Genomic DNA, 19,620 nt, shown 5'->3' with positions numbered 1-19,620 from the left:
CGCAAATCCTTAGCTGTTCGCCGCGGTTTGAATCGCATGGATCAAGCAGCGCTTGGCCAGCTCAATTTTGAACTTGTTTTCGCTTTGCGGTCTTGCATTTTTTAGGGCCGCTTCCGCGGCCTTGCGAAAGTTGTCACTGGTGGCCGATTGACCTATGAGCGCGGCTTCCGCTTCCGGCGAGCGCCACGGTTTGGTTCCCACGCCCCCCAGCGCAATCCGCACCCAGCCGACCTTGCCATCCGCGATTTCGAGAACAATCGCTGCGGAGGCCAGTGCGAATTCATACGATGCTCGGTCGCGCAGCTTCAAATAGTGCTGTTTGCTGCTAGATCTGGGCGGCAATTCAACATGCGTAATTAAATCGCCGGGTTCCAGCACCGTTTCGCGGTGCGGCGTTTCGCCGGGGAGCAAATGAAAATCGGCAAACGGAATTGCCCGCGCGCCTTGCGGCCCCTGCATGTGAACGATCGCCTCAAGCGCCGCCATGGCCACGCACATATCGGATGGATTGGTAGCGATGCAATGCTCGCTTGTTCCTAGCACCGCCAGCATACGGTTATGGCCGGTAATGGCCGGGCAGCCGCTGCCGGGCACTCGCTTATTGCATGGCATGGCCGGATCGCGAAAGTACACACAGCGAGTCCGTTGCAGCAAGTTTCCAGCGGTCGTGGCCATATTTCGCAACTGGGCTGAAGCACCGGCCAAAATGGCTTGCGACAACACCGAATAATCGCGCTTCACCATGGCGTCGTTTGCCAAATCGGAATTGCGAACCGTGGCGCCGATTTTCAGCCCGCCAGCCGGCAGCGTTTCGATTTTATCCAAGGGCAGACGATTGATATCGACCACTTGCGCCGGCGTTTCGACGTTAAGTTTCATCAAATCGACCAGCGTCGTGCCCCCGGCAATGAAACGCACCTCGGCGTCTTGTTGTGCGGTCCTTGCTTTGGCTGCCGTGGCAATAGCGGTTGCTGCATCGGCAGGCCGTGTGAACTGGAATGTCTTCATGCGATCAACTCCAATGCGTAACCTTATGGTCAGACGGCCCCTAGCTAAGCGTGCTGGCGAACTTGTTGGATAGCCGCCACGATGTTGGCATACGCGCCGCAGCGGCAGATGTTGCCGCTCATCAGTTCCTTCACCGCTGTGTCATCGTCGCCGCACGGTTCCTTCAGCAGCGCCACGGCCGACATAATTTGCCCCGAAGTACAGTAGCCGCATTGGTAACCATCGCACTCGACAAACGCCGCCTGCATCGGATGCATGGCGTCAGGAGTTCCCAGGCCTTCGATCGTCGTTATATCGTTGCCATCGTGCAGTAATGCCAGGCTAAGGCAAGAATTCACACGGCGGCCATTCACATGAACGGTGCAAGCGCCGCACTGGCCGTGATCGCAGCCTTTTTTGGTCCCCGTCAGCGCGACGGTTTCGCGAATGCAATCCAAAAGTGTAGTTCGCGGGTCGATTTGCAATGAATACGATTTACCATTGATGCGGAGCGAGATCGGCACCGCGCCTTCGATTGCAAGTTGGTCCGATTGTTGCGCCGGGGCGGAGCCTAAATCTGCAGCTTCGACTAAATGCGCTATGGCAGTTTGGCCAAGAATCGCCGCCGCAGCCGTACCTCCTGTCGTTTTCATAAACGTTCGCCGTGTTGGATTGGACGTGCTCGAAGACGGATCTTCTTTCATATCGCCTCCGCTTTTGTGGGTCCGCCTGCCGACCCGAATTATAGCGGTTGACGTTCTGTTGAAAACTGTCGAGATTGGCCATTGGCGCGGGCAATAATTGGTGCAGCGTTAGTTGATGGCGACGGCACGATAAATGCCTGCCGAGTGCTGTCCAAGAGGTCAAATAGTTCGGTCTGGCTGCGAATTGTGCTGTTATTTGCCTCCGCAAAAGTTTGCACACTTGGCCAGAAAGGGTTAAAATGCCCGCGCCCGCCGTTGCGCGGTCCAGTGGGCTTGCGCGGGTCGTGGTCGCGACTGACAGAGGCGCGGCGGGCAATATTGATTTGGCCTCATTGTAGATTGCGTTGTCGTTTTCCTGATTTATAAATTTGAACTTGCTCGCCGTGCTGTGCCCTTAGTTTGGAACTCTCGACCTGTGGGCGCGCCGGCGAGCATTTTTCTTGCCGAGGGGGATGCCATGCTTCGCTGGACACTCATCTTTTTGCTGATTGCGCTCATTGCCGGCGCGCTGGGATTTTTTCAACTGGAAGGCACGGCAATGTACATTGCCAAGGTGCTGTTCTTTATTTTCTTAATTGTCTTCGTAATCTCATTGATCGCCGGTCGGAGGCCTGTTGTGTAAAGTAGGCGCGGTCCGATCATGCTGCCTAGCGATTCCCGCAACGGTTTGCTACGATTGCCGCTTGCGTGCCCCCCGCTTCAAGTTTGCGTGGGGTGCTTCGTTGAGTTGAGCTTTGTGCGAAGTGGCCTCTTTCGCCCGGGGAGAAACTGCCGTGCCGTCCACTGTGATTCAAGCGTTATTTCTCGACGTGGGAGGCGTGCTGCTGACCAACGGTTGGGACAGCAAGGTACGACATGCACTGGCGGACCGATTTCATCTCGACTTGCCGGAATTTGAAGCGCGGCATCACCTGACATTTGATACTTATGAAGAAGGAAAAATTTCCTTCGATGTATTTTTGGAACGGACTGTGTTTTACAAGCCGCGGAATTTTACGCCGGCCGATTTCAAAAAATTTGTGTCCGATTTTACTCAGCCGTTTCCCGAAATGATTGAAATGTTCAAGCGGCTGAAGGCCAAGCATGGCCTGAAAATAGCCGTGGTCAGCAATGAGGGACGGGAATTGACGTTCGATCGAGTTCAGCGTTTCGGCCTGAAGTCGTTTGTCGATTTTTTCATTGTGTCCAGCTTCGTGCACTTGCGCAAGCCAGATAACGACATCTATCAACTGGCGTTGGATGTGGCCATGCTCGAGCCGCAACAAGTGGCATACATTGACGACCGGGCCATGTTGGTGGAAGTGGCCTCCAAAATGGGAATCGTCGGCATTCAACACAGCGCCTATGATTCTACGAAGGCGCGACTGGCCGAGTTGGGATTGGTCCTGTAATCGCCGGCCAAAGCGAGCAGCCTGTTTCGCAAAACTTTAACGGCCTTTTCAAACTTATGCCCTGGTTTACCGAACGCGCCGAGGAAATTTCTTGGCAGCGGCTATACGCGCTGATGCAGCAGGCTGTGGCGGAAGCCCGTCGCCGTTTGAACGCCAAGCCCAAGCGGGTGCTGCTGCTGCCGCCGGATATTACGCGAATGCATTCCGGCGCCGGCAGATTGACGGAAATTTTTTACAACCTGCTGAAAGACGAAGCAGAAGTTCACGTCATTCCCACGTTGGGCCAGCATGTGCCGCACACTCCGGCCGAAAATCTACAAATGTTCGGTTCGATTCCGAATGAGAAGATTCATGCCCACGATTGGCGAAAGGGCTGCACGCAGGTGGGTCAAATTTCCGGCCGCTTTGTCGACGAAACCACGCAAGGCGCCGCCGATTGGCCGTTGCCCATTGTGCTGAATCAAATGCTGATGGAAGGCCCTTGGGATTGGATCATCAACATTGGCCACATCGTGCCGCACGAAGTATTGGGCTTTGCCAATCACAACAAAAATTATTTCATCGGCTTGGGCGGGAAAGATTTAATTTGCGCCTCGCACATGGCGGCCGCCTGCTGCGGCATCGAGAATAATTTGGGGAATCTGGTTACGCCGGTGCGCGCCTGCTTCAATCGGGCGGAAGAAGAGTTCCTCGGCAAATTACCCGATTTTTACGTGCAGGTGGTGTTGGCACGCAACTCCAGCGACCAATTGGTGCATACCGGACTATACGTGGGTGACGATTTGGAAACGTATTTGGACGCCGCCCGCCAATCGCGCGAACAAAACATTACGGTGTTTGAAAAACCGGTGCCAAAAATTGTATGCGTCATGCAGGGGGATGAATTCTTTAGCACCTGGGTGGCGAACAAATCGGTCTATCGCACTCGCATGGCACTGGCAGACAGCGGTGAATTGGTTGTCATTGCCCCCGGCTTAAAGCGCTTCGGCGAGCAGCCGGAGGTGGATGCGTTCATTCGCAAATATGGTTACGTGGGCACGCCGCGCGTGATGGAGCTGTATCGACAAAACGCCGACATGCAAGATTTGGCCCATGCCACCGCGCATTTAATTCACGGCTCCAGCGAAGGCCGTTTCACCATTACGTACGCACCCGGCCATCTGACGCAATCGGAAATTGAAGGCGTGAATTTTCGCTATGCAGATATCGAGGCGACCATCGCTCGATATCGTCCAGACCATTGCAAGCAAGGTTGGAACACGACCGCCGATGGGGAACAGTTCTATTTCATTCCGACGCCATCAGCAGGATTATGGGCCACGCGTGAAAAACTGCATCAGCGCGCCAGCGGCTTTGTGGAATAGATGTATTTCGGCCCTGAATTGCGGGGAACTGGCGTGCCGCGAGCCATTCCTGGCGTTGACCGCACGGTGGGGTTGGTTAGAATCAGTTGCTCGCCGATTCGGGGCGTGGCTCAGCCTGGTTAGAGCGCTTGGTTCGGGACCAAGAGGTCGGAGGTTCAAATCCTCTCGCCCCGACTTGACTGGACAAAATGCCCTTCGAAGAGCACGTCGAAGGGCTTTCTTATTGTGGGGACAAGAGTTGCGTCGTCGAGGCGAAAGTTCAAACAAACGATTTCTAGGATACGACGCTTTGCTGTGTAGTCGGCGGTAAGCCATTTCTCCGTAAGCGTTTGAGAAAGCTTTCAATTATCCACAGGTTGTTCTCCGATTTTCACGCCCAGGTGAATATCCGTTAGCCGCGAGAGTCCACGCCAGAGAACAAGATTGCCTGGTGGGCCATCGGCCTTACGAGCGAGGTAGCCTCCCAGCTTAGCGACGATGTTCAGGTAATGGGCAATCGAGGTCTTCGCCGACTGTCTGGCATCTCCCGCGAGGTGATTGAGAATCGTGAGTTCGCGATTGGTAAAGACCGAAGTGGCCGCTGTGCGAGGGTTGGTGCGGTTGACCATCGTGAGCCAAAACACGCGCCAGCGCCAAGGAATGTAATGCCTGAAAAATCATAATAACGGCCCGGTCAATTGCAGCGATTGGTTTGACAATCCACTGACTACTGTATTCGTACCACGACGAACATTCTACTGGATGCCGGCCTGGAAAAGTTCAATGGCCGCTTGCCACGATGCCACGCTAGTTCAATAACTGCATAAAAGAAGGCCTGAATCGAGGCACTCAATCCGCTAAATGGCCGTCTGTGTTGGCGGCGATTGCGCCGGCGGCTTGGCAATAAAACCAGCCGCCATCGGTCGTGGATGCGGCGGGCGGAAAAGCACCGATTGCCGTGATCGTGTTTTTGCCGTCGTAGGGATTCACCGGAAAAACGCCGCCGGAAAGATATGGCCCGAAGGGATAGTTTGGACCTGAGAGGCCGACGTCCCCATTGGCGTTGGTTGCCGATATCAATTGTGCCAGGGCGCCATTTTGCAGCGCGGGAACCGCGCCATTGTGCGAAAGCTTGTACATTTCAATTTGTGCGCGCAGCGTGTACAAGTTGTGCTTCAAGCTGCTGGCCTTTGCGTCGTCGGTGATGTTAAAGAAATTAGGAATCAAAATCGCCGCCAGCACCGCGAGGATGACGACGACAATCATGACTTCAATCAGCGTGAATCCCTGCCGGCCGCGCAACGAGAAGGTGTTTCGCAGCATGGGAAGCCTGAGCCGCTGATGTTTCCGCCGCATTCCAATCAAAAGGCGCGGGTCGCCCAGAGAAAATGAACCCAGAGAAGACGAATCCTGGGAAAACGAACCATGGAATGCCTACGTCATAAACGATACTTTGTCAAACCTCGGCACAACCGGCAAAGGCTGATCGGGGCCAATTGATTTCATCCGCGGCAGGAAAGACTAATTCTGCTGCCCGGCATTGGACGACATTACGCAGCGAAAGCCAACATGCGACATGCTGGTGTCGGGCGTGCTTCCCTGCCGCGCGCTGGGGCGGTAACGCAAGCAGTAATCGTCGCTGCACAAGAACGAACCGCCGCGCTGCACGCGCTGCATCGTTGAAAATGCGGCCGGATTGAAACCGGTTTGCGGACCTGCGGGGTTAACGATCAGGCCTTCCCGCTGGCAGCGCGGATAGAAGGCCACATCGTACCAGTCGGCGCACCATTGCCACACATTTCCGGCCATGTCGTACAGCCCATAACTGTTGGGCGGGAAAGATTTCACCGGCGAGGTGCGCTCGTATCCGTCGTCTTTCGTGTTGTGGTACGGAAACTCCCCTTGCCAGGTATTGGCCAGCGGATGCTTTACTTCAGGGGTCGCATCACCCCACACATATTCTTTGTTTTCCAGTCCGCCGCGGGCTGCAAATTCCCATTCCGCTTCGGTCGGTAAACGCTTCCCGCTCCACTTGGCATAGGCCACGGCGTCATCCCAGGAAACGTGAACCACCGGATGATTTTCGCGGCCGACGATGTTACTATTGGGTCCTTCAGGATGACGCCAATCGGCGCCGGGAACCCACTTCCACCAATTTGCTACGTTATTCAGCGGTACCGGTCCCGGCGTTTGAACAAAAACCAGCGAACCGGGCACTAAGTCTCTGGGATCGGGCGCCGGGGTGCCCGGCGGCATTTGGCGCAGGATTTCGTCTGCCGTGGGTGCGCGCTCCGCCGTGGTTTTGTAACCGGTTTCCTCCACAAACTTGGCGAAATCAGCATTCATTACATCCGTGGCATCCATCCAAAAACCGTCGACACGCACCGGATGCGGCGGCTTTTCTTCGGACCACCCCAAGACGGAATCCGTACCCATTGTGAACTGGCCGCCTGGAATCCACACCATTCCCTGCGGCGGTTTACCGGCGGAGTTTTGAAAATGCAATTTCGTGAGGCGATAACTAACAAAGAATGCCCCGCCCGCCAGCGCTGCAAGAATTAGCGCGCGAAAAATCATCGAGCCGTTGGAGCGTTGTTTGTAGTTGGCTTGAACGCTCGCCGCACGACTTGCATCGGTACGATTTGGCCAGCTGGATTTCATGTGCAAATCACCTACGCAAGCGCGCGGACAGATTACTCCTTTGTAATCTGTAGCCAGGTGATACACAATTCGCGGCGAGAGGGGCCCTGACCAGAAGCGGCTTACCACGGAGAGACTAAATCCACGCCGAAAGTGAATTGGTTGTTCGCTGTGCCGGCGTTATACGGACTGGTAACGGGCGGATTGGTAACGCTTTAATTTTGCTCGCCGTCGTACCAATCCCAGCGAATTTCGGGCCGAATCGCCAAGCTGCCGTTAGGCTTGTAATTTAGCCCCACGGTAATTTCGTAAAAATTTACTAGAAAGCTCGCATGATCGGCATATTGCCATTGGATGGGCCATCCAAGCGGGCGGCCATTGTGAAAAACATGTCGCTGCCGAAGAAATAATCCACAGGCCCACCGACGAACCCGCCGGAATTATCCGCCGCCGCAAAGCGATAGAAGGGAACCCACAACTGGTTTTCCTGCCGTTCTCCGTTGTGATCGGCGAATGACAACGGACCGCTGCCACCATAGGGTTGCATCGTATTAGCGGTTGCTTGGCTAAAGTTTGCGCTATTGGAAGCTGCCGGCGCGCCGGAAGTTGGGCCATTGGTGGGTTGGCCGGTGGGCGGTTGCTGTCCATTTGCTGGCTGGCCGGGGAGCATCTGCCCGCCCATCGCTTGATTGCACGGCGGCTGGCCACACGCGGGTTGATTGCATGGCGGCGGGCACAAGCACGGCGAGGTGGCACACAATTGCCCGGAATAGCTATAGCAGGGTGGATAGTAAGGACACGGGAAAAATGCCGCCGCAAATGGTGCTTGAGCGGCCGAGTATGGCACATAAGGAATCGCCTGTTCACACGGGGAACCGCAACTTGTTGCAGGCGCGCCCATGGGCGGAGCTAGATTGCCGGGAATCGAATAGCCTCCCGGCGGCGAACCGAGGCCGTATTGTGACGGCGGCAGAGGATTTTGCGACGTGTTCGGCGTTTGTGGGCTGCTCGATCTTGTCATCGATTGAACAACCGATTTCAATTTGATCGTTGAGCGATTGAACCAACTGGCTGCGGTACCCTGCGAAGAAGAATCTGAATCATTGAGCGCGGTCACGGCCGGAGCGTCATCGTCGTCGGAAGATCGAAAAGCCGTCGTTTGGCGGCGAGGATCTTGTGGCGCGGCTGCGCCGTAATCGTATCCATTGGCTAAGCTAACCGCTGAAAACTGTTGAGTTGGCGGCGGCGGTAACGTATCTGGCGGCGTATGCACTTGTGCGCTCGCCATTCCTGCAATGAGCAGCGCAAGTGCCAAACCACCAACGATTGCTCTGCCTGCGACGCTGCACATCGACAGCTCTCCTTCTTGCCGGGAAAAATTTCGCCACTTTTCAAATACTGCGGCGCTCCTTCCCCACTGTTCGAACTGACAAAGGCGTTAAGTCGAGAATTCCCCATATGTCGGGGAGAGTTTGCCCGAATTATGCAAATTGGCGGCGTACTGCCTGCCCAGAAGAAAAACCGGCTAAGGTTTGCCGATTGTACGGGCGGCTTGCAAGAATGCTGTCAGACGACAGTAGGGCAACAGGCAAAGGCTTCTCGCCATTTCGGGCGATTTGGCCGTCCTGTGCTGGATCGAAATAAAAAATCCCCCCCGAAACCCGGCGTCACGTCAGTATAACTGTGAAACTGCTCGATGCCAGTAAATTTATGAAAAATCAACCTGGAAAATGGCGATGTGCACCGTGCATTTGCTCACACGGCCTAAATTCACGCAATTCGTAGCAGTTCGATTCGAGAATTTGGGTTGCCGATTCGCAACGCCAGCAGCAATGCTATTGCCCCCTGCGAGAGTAACACCATCCCCTCGGGCTCGGGGACAGAAGCTGTCGAGCCACCGCCGGACTTCAGTGTGTTGAGCAATGCTTGCAAATCGGCATTGTTCACTTTCCCGTCGCTGTTCATATCGCCCACAAGCGTCAATTGCGGAGCAGTCAGGCCTGTCGCCGATTCGTAGCCGCTTAAATTTACCAAGGCGGAGAGCATCGCTGGAATGTCGGCGGAATCCACGTGGCCGTCGCGATTAAAATCTCCGGCCAAGTACGTGGCGGCTACCGACAGCGTGCCACTGGTGTACAACTGCGAGGTATCCCACGCAATGCGGCCATTCATACTGGGTAAATTCAGAGTACTAAACGTGCCCGACTCGGAGCCCCAATTCAGCATATCGAATGCACTGCCCCACAGCGGCACATAGCCATTGACGAGCGAGATTGAAAGCGTGCCTCCCAAGGCTACTAGGCCGGCGGCATGAATTTGATCGAATTGAACGGCGGTCGCGCCACTCAGTTCCATCGACGTAGTTGCGCCATTTCCTAGGCTGAGTGAGCCGACCGACAACGTGCCGACGCTATTGCCCGGCGCGAGATCTCCACCGTTGGCGACGCTCAGTAAGCCACCAACGCTTCCTGAGCCTTGTAGCGTAGCACCGGAATTGATTGTCGCTGCGCCAGGAATTTTTCCAGTTAACACCAGTGTGCCGGCGTTGATCGTCGTTCCACCTGACCAAGTGTTGTTGATGTTCGAAATCGTGAGCGTGCCGGGGCCGTTTTTGGTCAGCGCGCCGATCCCGCCAATCGCGCCGCTAATGGTCAAAACTGCGTTGGCATTGGGCGTGCCGCCGGTTAGCGCACTGCCGGCATCGAACACGCCTCCCGCGCTGCCCAGCGTGATTGCGCCGGAAAAAGTGTTTTGCGTGCCGGTGCCGCTTTCGCCCCAGATGGTGCCGCCGTTGAGTGTACACAGCTTGTTCATCACGGCAGTGGTGTTAAAAAATCCAAGTGCCGCACCCGAGGCCACAGTGACCGATTTGGTTGGGTCGCCCATCGAAGTGGTGCTGGTTTGAAAGCAGAGCTCACCCTGATTGATGTTGATGTTGGCCAGCGCCGAATCCACATTTGTGCCGACCAGCGACACCTGGTTCGTGCCCGTTTTTGTCAAATTTGCGCTGGTCCCGCCGGTGCTCAGCGTGGCGCCGGTTCCGCGAATATCCCAGCGGCCGGAGCCGCCGAAGGTTGCATCGGCCGTCAGCGTCACGTTGGTCAAGGCGCTGGTTTGCTGGGCGCCGCTGTTGATAATTGCCCCCACGCCCCCTGCACCCGTGCCATCGACCGAAATCGGCTCCGTAGTCAGATTGAATCCGTTGATGTCGAGAGTGCCTCCGTCGATCTGCGTTCCAATCGTGGAGTTCGTCCCCAGCGCTGCACTGGAACCCGCCTTCAACGTTCCGCCAGTAATCGACACCAGCGAATTGTTGCCAACCGAACCGGTGACAAGCAGTGTTCCGGCCCGTATGTCAGTCAAACCGGGATAAGAATTTGTCGTCGCCAGCGTTAACATTCCAGAGCCATCCTTCCGCAGCGTGCCTCCGACAATCGAGCCTGTGCCCGACAGCACATAATTCTTTGACGAATTAACGCGAATGTAGTTGGGCCACACATTGCCGGAAATGTTCACTGCGGCATTGGCCGCTGCATCGGTGAAGTTGATTTGATCGTCGATATTAAACGACGCAGCGCTCGTGCCGTTCAAAAAACTTTGCGTCGTATTGTTATCCCAAGTGCTCGTCGTCGCTGTTCCATTCCAAGTGAGCACATTGCTGGTGCCGATGTAGCCGGTAATGGTACGGTGTTCCACCCACGAAATGCCTGCGGGAACGCCGTTGGTGGTGGAGATGCCACGGTAGAAGCCGAATTTGGGGCGGAAATCGGTCGAGCCAGTCAGGTCGACAGGGGCGTTGGCAATGCCAGTGAAAGCGCCGCCGTTGACGGATAGCTGAATTTGGCCCGTGCTTTCCCCGGCGGCACAAGGCGTGATGCGGATGACAAAGTGGATCCACTGGCCGGCGGTATAGGAGAAAGTAACCGGAACGGTTTCGGAGGTGCTGCCGCTGCTGCCGTCGGAGAACGCGTCAACTCTGCCTTGGATGCCGGACCCGCTTTTGTAAAGTGAGATCGTGGCCAGCGGCGAGCCATCGTCACCGTTGGTGGCCTTGAGCTGGAAGATATGGTCAAAGTTACTGGTGGCCTGGAAGGTTGGATCGGTCCGGAAGTCGAACGAGTATTCAAATGTCTGTTCGACCTGCTGGTGGCCGAGGCCAACAATGCCTTTGGGTTCGGAACGCTGGCGGTCGGTGTTTGAGGTATCGGCGCCATCGCCATCCCACCAGCCGAGCGTGGAATAGTAGTTACGCAACGTATCGCGGAAAAGTCCGCCCCCTTCGTCCACGTGGTTTTGAAAATTCGTGGGATCGTTTTCAAAGGTGTTGGTGTCGGGAAAGTAAATAACCTTGGGTTCTTCCAGGCCTTCGAAGCCAGCTTCGTTCTGAACCACTACCGGAGTAGCGGCGCGGGCTTGGAACGGTCCCCAGCAAATCGCCACATACAGACCAAACACAAGTGCGCTGAACCGCCGCCAAAAGCGACAGGGAAGAATTGCCGCCGCGCCTAGCAGCGCCAGAAATCCGGTGCTGGGTTCGGGCACCGCGTCAGTCGATCCGCCGCCCGATTTGAGATTATTCAACAGCGCCTGCACGTCAGCATTGGTCACTTTGCCATCGCCGTTGCAATCGCCGATGAGCGTCAACTGTGCGCTGGTCAACCCCTTAGCAGATTCATAGCCGCTTAAATTCACCAACGCCGACAACATGGCGGGAATGTCAGCGGCGTCGACATGGCCATTGCGATCAAAATCTCCAGCCCAATAAGTGGCGGTAATGGAGAGCGTGCCATTGGTGTACAGCTGCGAGCTATTCCAGGCGATGCGGCCGTTCATGGTGGGCAAATTCACCGTACTGAAAACGCCCGTCAGCGAACCCCAATTCAGAATATCGAAGGAGTTGCCTGCAAAGGGGGTGAAGCCGCTCAACGAAACGTTCAGCGTCCCCCCCAGAGTCAACGATCCTTGCGCATGCAGTTGGGAGTATTTGGTGCTGAGGGCGCCTTGCAAGACGATGTTTAAACTCGATCCGCTGTTGAACGTCACCGCGGACGTAACCGTTAGCGTTCCGGGAGTGGCCGTCGCGCCGAAAAAGTTTCCGGGCTGCAATGTTCCTCCGGAAGCGACCATTATCGTGCTACCCAAGCTGCCGACGCCTTGCAACGCGCCGGTGGAGTTTACGGTGATGGGGCTGAACGAAATGCTGCCGTTCACTGCCAGCGTGCCACCGTTGACCAGCGTAGCGCCGGTATACGAATTGGTGTTGGAAATGGTCAGCACGCCGGCGCCGCTTTTGGTTAGTGTGGCGGCGCCCGTGATCGAGCCGCTGCCGCTGAACAAATAATTGCCCGCGCTGTTGCTCACGGTAATCTCGCTGGGGCTAACATTGGCGCCAATGGTTACGTTGTAGTGGCCGTTGTTGCTGTCGTTGAAAACGACATTCACCCCTTGGAAAAAAATGACCGGAATATTTCCGTTCACCCCCGGATCGTTGAAATTTTGCTGGTTGTAATCCCACGTCGCGCCATTGCCCACTGCCGATTGGCTGTCGTCCCAAACCATGTTGATGGTCGGGAAACTACCGGTGGGGTCGCTCCAGCCGGTCAGCGAAAACGTGGCGGGGCTGGGTTGCGTGTGGCCGGAGCTGCCAATTCCACCGGCCACATTGGTCATCGAGTAATTCGTGTATAAGGCGGTGTCGGATTGATTGGTCGACAACAGCGTGCCCTGCATGTTGTTCAGCACCAGCCCATAAATCTGGGCCCCGCTGCCATACGTCACGCTGTTCACGGCGGTCAATTTGTTGGCGCGAACGCCGTTTCCCACCGACCCATTGTTTTTGGCGTTCAAGTTCACCACCTGAATTCCATTGGCGCGATCGTACACGCCGCTGTCTCCCTCGTCGTTGCCGCCGGGCACGGTGTTATTCCAATCGACCGAGCAATCGACAATCCGAATATCGTGCGTTCCTTCCTTGGAATCGAAGCCGTCGTTGAAGGTTTGGAAAGCGGTGTCGTGGTAGAACGTGACGAAGCCGGTTTGATCGGGCACGCCCCCTTCCCAATTCTGGTCGGCGTCGCCGCAGTAATAGCCTTCCATGCCGGCGTTGGAAGCCGAGCAGTTTTCGACCAGCCAATACTGAGACGAATTTTTCAGCTTGATCGATTCATTGCCGGAGTTGGTGCAGACCAGGCCGTTTAGAATTCCGTGCGAGCCGTTGTCGATCCGCACCGATTTTTGAAAACCATTGATGGCAATGTTCTGAAATACCCAGTAGTCGTTGCTGCAGGAAATTCCGCTGCCGGTGGTTGTGACCGAGCTGTTCAACTTGGCGCCATTGGTGCCGATCACGGTAATCGGCGCGGCGGAAGTGCCATCGGTGTGCGTTGTGATGCCTGTGTTGTACGTGCCGCCCAGCAACACGAGGGTGTCGCCCGGCTTGGCGTTGGTCATGGCCGTATTTAGGGCGCTGGAATTGCCGGCTGCCACGTTGACGGTTGCCGCCTGGGCCGCCGGCCAGCCAATAGCACTCAACAAAATGCCGCTAACGACCACGCTCCAGCAAAACGCCGGGCGTGCGGCAAATAGATGCTTGGCCGGATACAACTCGACCTCCCGCTGTCCGTGGATTCCCCCGAATCCAGGATTATTATGATCGCACGGGTAGTGCAATTGCAATCGAGCAGATTGCAATTGCAGGCAGACACTGCTTGGATATCGAGAAACACCGCCGGAAATCGCCCTTCCACCGAAACGGCGGCGGCTTACAATTCTCCTACACATGGCCGCGCCCGTAGCCGATATCGGCTCGGCACGGTTGACCAACCTGGCCGAGCGATTGGATGCGCAAGAAGGCTACGCCCAAGTAGTCGCCAGCCTGCAGGCAGGACACGGTGCGGCGCTGGGCGGAGTCTGGGGATCGAGCTGCGCGCTGGTGGCGGCGAACCTGGCGCAACATGCTCCTGCTGCACTCGTGGTGGTATTGCCTCGCGCCGGCGATGTCGACGATTTTTGCGACGATTTGGCAGTGTTCATTTCCCAGTCGGCGAATTCGGCGACGCAAGTCGCCAGCTACAATCTCGAAAAATTTCCCGCATGGGAAAGCGCGCCCGGCGAGCGCAACATTCAAGATGAAGCTCACGGCGACCGCTTGCGAGTGCTGAAATTACTGAGTTCACAATCGGCGCCGCAAGGTGAACTGAAGTCGCCGCGCCTGATCGTCACCAGCATTCAAGCGTTGCTCCAGCCCGTGTCGTCTAAAGCGGTGCTGAATGCCCAAACCAAGCGGTTGCGGGTGGGGGAGGAAATTTCACCCGACGCGCTCCTCCGGTGGCTGGCGGAAAACGGTTTTCTCAACACTACCGCTGTGGAACTGCCGGGCGAGTTTTCGCCCCGCGGCGGCATTGTGGATGTCTTTGCGCCTGATTGGTTTCATCCTGTGCGGATCGAATTTTTTGGCGATACCGTGGAATCGCTGCGGCAATTTGAAGTCAGCACGCAACGCAGCTTGGAATCGCTTAATTCGGTTGACATTACCATGCTGCCCAATGAGTCCGCGGCGGCGTCAGATCATTTTGCCAGTTACCTGCCGCCGCGAAGTTGGTTTCTGCTGGTGGAACCGCACGAAATGCAAGAGGAGGGGCGGCACTATCGTCAGCGCTTGGACCGGCCGCAAGAAGTGCATGATTTGGATGACGCACTGGCCGCCATGTACCGCTTTCCTTCCGTTACCGCCGCCGCAGTCGCCAGCGGCTCGATGGAAGCCGAATGTCAATTGCGAATTGAAAGCGTGGAGCGATTCAGTGGTGACATTGCCAAAGTACGCGATGAGTTGGACACGGTCGGCACAGGGTACGACGTGCATTTGATTTGCCCGACACAAGCGGAGGCGGATCGCTTGCGCGAGATTTTCGGCAATACGAAACTGGCGGCCGCCGACCGGTTGCATTTTCCATTGGGCAGGTTGCAAATGGGTTTTCGATTGGTGAGCGAGCGCGTCGTGCTGGTTTCCAGCGGCGAGCTGTTTCATCGGCAAGATTTGAATCGGCCAGCCCGACGCCGGTTGGGCCGTGTGATCGACAGCTTCCTGGAGCTGCGCGAAGGGGATTACGTGGTGCATCTTTCGCACGGCATTGGCCGCTATCGGGGGATGAAGCTGCTGGAAAAAAATGGGACTGTAGAAGAACACTTGGAGGTGGAGTTTCACGGCGGCACGCGCATTTTCGTGCCGGCTTCCAACATTGACCTGGTGCAAAAATACATCGGCGGCAATAAAGCCCGGCCCAGCCTGGCGCATATTGGCGGGCGAATGTGGGTGCGGCAAAAGGAAGCGGCCCAGCGGGCGGTGATCGATTTGGCGGCCGACATGCTTCAGGTGCAAGCCATGCGGTCGTTGCGCCCCGGCATTGAGTTTCCGTCCGACAGCGAATGGCAGCGCGAATTTGATGCCGCCTTTCCTTATCGCGAAACGCCCGACCAGCTTTCGGCCATTGGCGCCATCAAACATGACATGCGGCAGCCGCGCCCGATGGACCGGCTGCTGTGCGGCGACGTGGGCTACGGCAAAACGGAACTGGCCATTCGGGCGGCGTTCAAAGCGATTGACGCCGGCTTTCAAGTGGCGGTATTGGTTCCCACGACCATTTTGGCCGAGCAACACCGCCGCACCTTTACGGCACGCATGGCGGAATTTCCGTTCCGTATTGATGTGCTTAGCCGCTTCGCCACGGAGAAGCAGCAGCGTGAAACCATCGCCGGGCTAATCGATGGCTCGGTCGATTTGGTAATTGGCACGCATCGGCTTGCTCAAGGCGACGTGAATTTTCAAAATTTGGGGCTGCTGGTGATCGATGAGGAGCAGCGCTTTGGCGTGGAAGTGAAAGAGCGGCTGAAAGCGCTCCGGACCACGGTCGACGTGCTTACCATGACGGCCACGCCCATTCCGCGCACGTTGCACATGTCTCTGTTGGGTTTGCGCGATATTTCGAATTTAGAAACGCCGCCGGAAGACCGCTTGGCCGTGGAAACCCGCGTGACACGGTTCGACGAAGAGTTAATTCGCCACGGCCTGATGCGGGAGATCAATCGCAACGGACAAGCGTTTTTCGTCCACAATCGCGTCAACAACATCGACTTGCTGGCCGCCCGGCTGCAGCGCATTGTGCCGGAAGTCCGCATTCGCATTGGGCACGGCCAAATGCCGGAGCATCAATTGGAAAGCGTGATGCTTGATTTCGTGAATCACAAATTCGATATCTTGCTGGCGACGACGATTGTCGAAAGCGGGCTCGATATTCCCAACGCCAACACAATTTTCATCGACGAGGCAGATCGCTACGGTCTGGCCGATTTGCATCAATTGCGCGGCCGGGTAGGGCGTTACAAGCACCGGGCCTACTGTTATTTGCTGCTCGATCCGAACAAGTATTTATCGACGAATTCGGCCAAGCGATTGCGCGCCATCGAAGAATTCAGCGATATGGGGGCCGGGTTTGCCATCGCCATGCGAGATTTAGAAATTCGCGGGGCCGGCAACATTTTGGGCACGCAGCAAAGTGGGCACATTGCCACAATTGGCTACGAGTTATATTGCGAGCTGCTGGAACAGGCCGTTCGCAAACTGAAGAAGCTGCCGCCAAGGCAAACGATTGAAGTGCACGTTGATTTACCCGGCGAAGCCTTCATTCCCCGCAGTTACGTGCCCGACATGCGGATGAAAATCGATTTATATCGCCGGCTGACGCGTGTCACGGCCCAAGACGAATTGAACGATTTGGGGGCGGAAATGTTGGATCGTTTCGGTCCCTTGCCTCCCTCCGCTGCAGGTATGGTGAGGTTTGCCCAACTCCGGATTGCAGCCGCGCAGTGGCATATTGCTTCGATTGGACGCGAGGAAGGCTATCTCGTTTTCCAATACGCCAACCGCCTAAAAATTGAAGAATTGAACCGTTTGAACAACAATCGGCTACGCATTGTTGACGATCGCAGTGCTTACTTGCCGCTGAAAGGCCATAAAATCGACGCAGATTCCCTGCTAGCATTGGCAGAATCCGTCTTGCAGCTAAAGTGAGTTCGCCGCTAAACTTCCGCCCACAAAAAAGGGCAATGACCAAGATCCATTCGGATGTGCACTTTTCTGAGTTTCGTCCTTTCCTTGCTCGGTGTTCCAACTCATCAAGCGCAGGCTGTGCGTGGCACGGACGCTGTATAACTTACTGATGTGCGCCACTTTGGCGCTGCTGGCCACGTTGTGGCTGCGGCCAGGGTTGGCGCAAGATTTGATCGATTTGGCACGCAGCGTGCGCGCCCAATCGCCGGGCGTGGCTGCCGCCTCTCCACAAGCGAACGATTGGAATTCGCAGGCGCCTCCTTCACCGGGTTGGGGAGGGCAGCCGGGTGTAGTGCCGTACAGCAATTTACCCAGTGGACTAACGCAACCAATTCCAGCCACTCGACCGGTTTCTTGGCCCGGCGCCCCGTTAGAATATGCTACCCCCAGCGCGGCCACCAATGGCGCAGCGCCGGTTGCTTCGCCCACGAATGCATCGGGGTATGGCGCTACCATGCCGGGCGCTGTTATACCGCAGGGGACGTTGCCGCCTCAAACGATGCCTCAAACGGCCGGACAGCCTGCAGCTCAATACCCATCTCCGTACCAAGCCCAGCCGCAAATCTCTTATGTGGGGATGCCACAAAATTCTTACGCGGCGACGCCGCCAACTGCATCTCCTCTTCCGCCGGGTATGAATCCAGTTCCGGCGCAAACCATGCCGCCGGCTGCAGCCTACGTTCCCGCGCCGATGCAAACCATGCCGATGGGAGCCCTTGGTCCCAGCGGCCCGGTTCCCAACGGCACGATCCAAGCTACGCCTGGTGGTGTGGCAATGGTCCCGCAGCCAGATGCCAACATGCAAAGCTTGCAAGTATTGCCGGGACCGAGAGAAGAATATGCAGATGGAAAAATCGTCGCCACGGTCGGCAATCTGCCCATTCTTGCGGGCGATGTGCGGGCGATGATCAACCAGGCCATTCACAACAATATGTTTTCCGCTCCCCCGCCAGAGCACGAAAAGGAATTTATTGAAGCGGCGATGCGTCCGGTGCTGAAGCAAATGGTGGAAATGAAGCTCGTTGTGAACGATGCTAAGCAAACGATTCCCGCCGCGGGGATGGCAAAAATTGAAGTCGAAGTGAATCACGATTTCGACAAAAATCGAATTCCCAAGCTGATGGAAGATTATCACGTTTCTAATCAGCATGAGCTGGACGAAGCGCTCCGCAAAGGAGGCAGCTCGCTGGATTGGGAACGACGTTCGTTCTTCGAGCAAAATATTTATCACGGGTGGCGGGACCAACAAGTCAAAGACGACAAGCAAGTGGCCTTAGCCGACGTGCTGGGTTATTACGAGCAGCATTTGCTCGATTACGAATACCCGGCCCAAGCCAAGTGGGAAGAGCTGATGGTTAGCTTCGACAAGTTTTCCGACAAGAACGCGGCCTACGCCGCGATTGCCCAAATGGGAAATCAGGTGATGCAAGGCGCGCCGTTCACTGAAGTGGCCATGAAAATGTCGCAGGGGCCAACGGCCGATAAAGGGGGCGCCTACGATTGGACCACCCAAGGCAGTTTGGCTTGCAAAGCCCTGGACGAAAACATGTTCCAATTGCCGATTGGCAGCCTCAGCAGCATTGTCGAAAGCGATCGCGGTTTCCACATTATTCGAGTCGTCGACCGCAAAGTCGCCGGGCGAAAATCATTTGAAGATGCCCAAGGCGACATTAAAAAGCAATTGAAAGAAGAAAACTTCAAAAAACAGCGCGACAAATACTTGGCTGAGTTGCACAAAAAAACGCCGGTCCACAGTGTATTCGATGACCAGCTCGGCGGATTGGACGGCCCGCCCAAGGAAGAGGATCATCATTTCTGAGTTTGCGCGTCTGAGCCATACGGCTTCTTTTTCTGCTCGCCATGGTGATAATCTTCGACCATGGAACCTGCCCGCAATATCGAACTGAAAGCGCGGCTGCACAATCTCGCTGCCGCCCGCATCATTGCGCAGCGTGTGGCCACGGAATATCTGGGCGTGCAACAGCAAACCGACACATACTTTTACTGTCCGCAGGGCCGGCTGAAGCTGCGCGAAATTGTCGATTATGGCCCACGGCCGAATGAACCGCCGCAGCGGCTCGCGCAGCTCATCAGTTACGATCGCCCCGACGAACTCAACGCCAAGCAAAGCGATTACCAAATCGTGGAAATTACCGATCCGGCCCGAGCCGTGGCTTTGAAGCGCGAAATGGGCATTCGCGTGGTCGTGGCCAAGCGCCGCGAAATTTTCTTGCACGATAACGTGCGCATTCATTTGGACGAAGTGACCCAGCTTGGCACGTTTTTGGAATTCGAGGCAGTGCTCGGTCTCCAAGTAAATGCCGCCGCCGGCCACACGCAGCTGGCCAAACTGCAACAAGAATTCGGCATCGAGCCGGCCGACTTGCTAGCGACTTCCTACTCCGACATGTTGCAGGCCAAGTAGGAAAACCTGTGGCCGCCTGTTTTCT

Annotated in this window: 13 protein-coding genes and 1 tRNA gene; 7 read left to right on the top strand and 7 right to left on the bottom strand. The window is 56.2% G+C overall.

Translation table 11 applies throughout. The features are described 5' to 3' along the window. Positions 1-9: 9 nt before the first annotated feature. Positions 10-1,008 (bottom strand): xanthine dehydrogenase family protein subunit M, encoded by a 999-nt coding sequence (locus VFE46_14170; protein ID HZZ29139.1) that lies wholly within the window; start codon positions 1,006-1,008, stop codon positions 10-12. Positions 1,009-1,052: 44 nt separating this feature from the next. After that, on the bottom strand, positions 1,053-1,691 hold the full coding sequence (locus VFE46_14165; protein ID HZZ29138.1) for a 2Fe-2S iron-sulfur cluster-binding protein: 639 nt from the start codon (positions 1,689-1,691) through the stop codon (positions 1,053-1,055). Positions 1,692-2,148: 457 nt separating this feature from the next. On the opposite strand from VFE46_14165, the gene VFE46_14160 reads away from it, so the two are divergent. The 4 genes from VFE46_14160 to VFE46_14145 all read left to right on the top strand — a co-directional run bounded on the left by VFE46_14160 (position 2,149) and on the right by VFE46_14145 (position 4,620). After that, on the top strand, positions 2,149-2,313 hold the full coding sequence (locus VFE46_14160; protein HZZ29137.1) for a DUF1328 domain-containing protein: 165 nt from the start codon (positions 2,149-2,151) through the stop codon (positions 2,311-2,313). Between the two features lie 151 nt (positions 2,314-2,464). Continuing rightward, positions 2,465-3,082: an HAD-IA family hydrolase gene (locus tag VFE46_14155; protein HZZ29136.1), complete on the top strand. Its 618-nt coding sequence runs from the start codon at positions 2,465-2,467 to the stop codon at positions 3,080-3,082. A gap of 56 nt (positions 3,083-3,138) precedes the next feature. Next, positions 3,139-4,446, top strand: a complete 1,308-nt coding sequence (locus VFE46_14150) for a lactate racemase domain-containing protein (GenBank protein ID HZZ29135.1) — start codon at positions 3,139-3,141, stop codon at positions 4,444-4,446. 99 nt (positions 4,447-4,545) lie between these two features. Further along, positions 4,546-4,620: transfer RNA gene (locus tag VFE46_14145), tRNA-Pro, on the top strand. Between the two features lie 167 nt (positions 4,621-4,787). Here VFE46_14145 and VFE46_14140 read toward each other — a convergent pair. The 5 genes from VFE46_14140 to VFE46_14120 all read right to left on the bottom strand — a co-directional run bounded on the left by VFE46_14140 (position 4,788) and on the right by VFE46_14120 (position 13,845). Further along, complete coding sequence (locus tag VFE46_14140; protein ID HZZ29134.1) at positions 4,788-5,069, bottom strand: IS4 family transposase; 282 nt, start codon at positions 5,067-5,069, stop codon at positions 4,788-4,790. A gap of 205 nt (positions 5,070-5,274) precedes the next feature. After that, on the bottom strand, positions 5,275-5,748 hold the full coding sequence (locus tag VFE46_14135; protein ID HZZ29133.1) for a prepilin-type N-terminal cleavage/methylation domain-containing protein: 474 nt from the start codon (positions 5,746-5,748) through the stop codon (positions 5,275-5,277). Positions 5,749-5,946: 198 nt separating this feature from the next. Beyond that, positions 5,947-7,086 (bottom strand): formylglycine-generating enzyme family protein, encoded by a 1,140-nt coding sequence (locus VFE46_14130; GenBank protein ID HZZ29132.1) that lies wholly within the window; start codon positions 7,084-7,086, stop codon positions 5,947-5,949. Positions 7,087-7,384: 298 nt separating this feature from the next. Further along, positions 7,385-8,416, bottom strand: coding sequence for a hypothetical protein (locus VFE46_14125; protein HZZ29131.1), 1,032 nt, complete (start codon positions 8,414-8,416; stop codon positions 7,385-7,387). Positions 8,417-8,835: 419 nt separating this feature from the next. Continuing rightward, complete coding sequence (locus VFE46_14120; protein ID HZZ29130.1) at positions 8,836-13,845, bottom strand: autotransporter-associated beta strand repeat-containing protein; 5,010 nt, start codon at positions 13,843-13,845, stop codon at positions 8,836-8,838. On the opposite strand from VFE46_14120, the gene mfd reads away from it, so the two are divergent. From mfd to VFE46_14105, 3 genes are all read left to right on the top strand, one after another. Next, positions 13,844-17,131: a transcription-repair coupling factor gene (gene mfd, locus VFE46_14115; GenBank protein ID HZZ29129.1), complete on the top strand. Its 3,288-nt coding sequence runs from the start codon at positions 13,844-13,846 to the stop codon at positions 17,129-17,131. The two genes, VFE46_14120 and mfd, sit on opposite strands and share 2 nt — an antisense overlap. 91 nt (positions 17,132-17,222) lie before the next feature. After that, a complete protein-coding gene (locus VFE46_14110) occupies positions 17,223-18,989 on the top strand; it encodes a peptidylprolyl isomerase (GenBank protein HZZ29128.1) in 1,767 nt (588 codons plus the stop codon). A gap of 60 nt (positions 18,990-19,049) precedes the next feature. Next, positions 19,050-19,595 carry a class IV adenylate cyclase gene (locus VFE46_14105; protein HZZ29127.1) on the top strand — a complete coding sequence of 182 codons (546 nt, stop codon included), beginning with the start codon at positions 19,050-19,052 and terminating at the stop codon, positions 19,593-19,595. The last annotated feature ends 25 nt before the right edge of the window (positions 19,596-19,620 follow it).

It is taken from the genome of Pirellulales bacterium (genome assembly GCA_035656635.1).
Classification (GTDB): domain Bacteria; phylum Planctomycetota; class Planctomycetia; order Pirellulales; family JADZDJ01; genus DATJYL01.
This window is presented reverse-complemented; position numbering and strand designations above follow the sequence as displayed.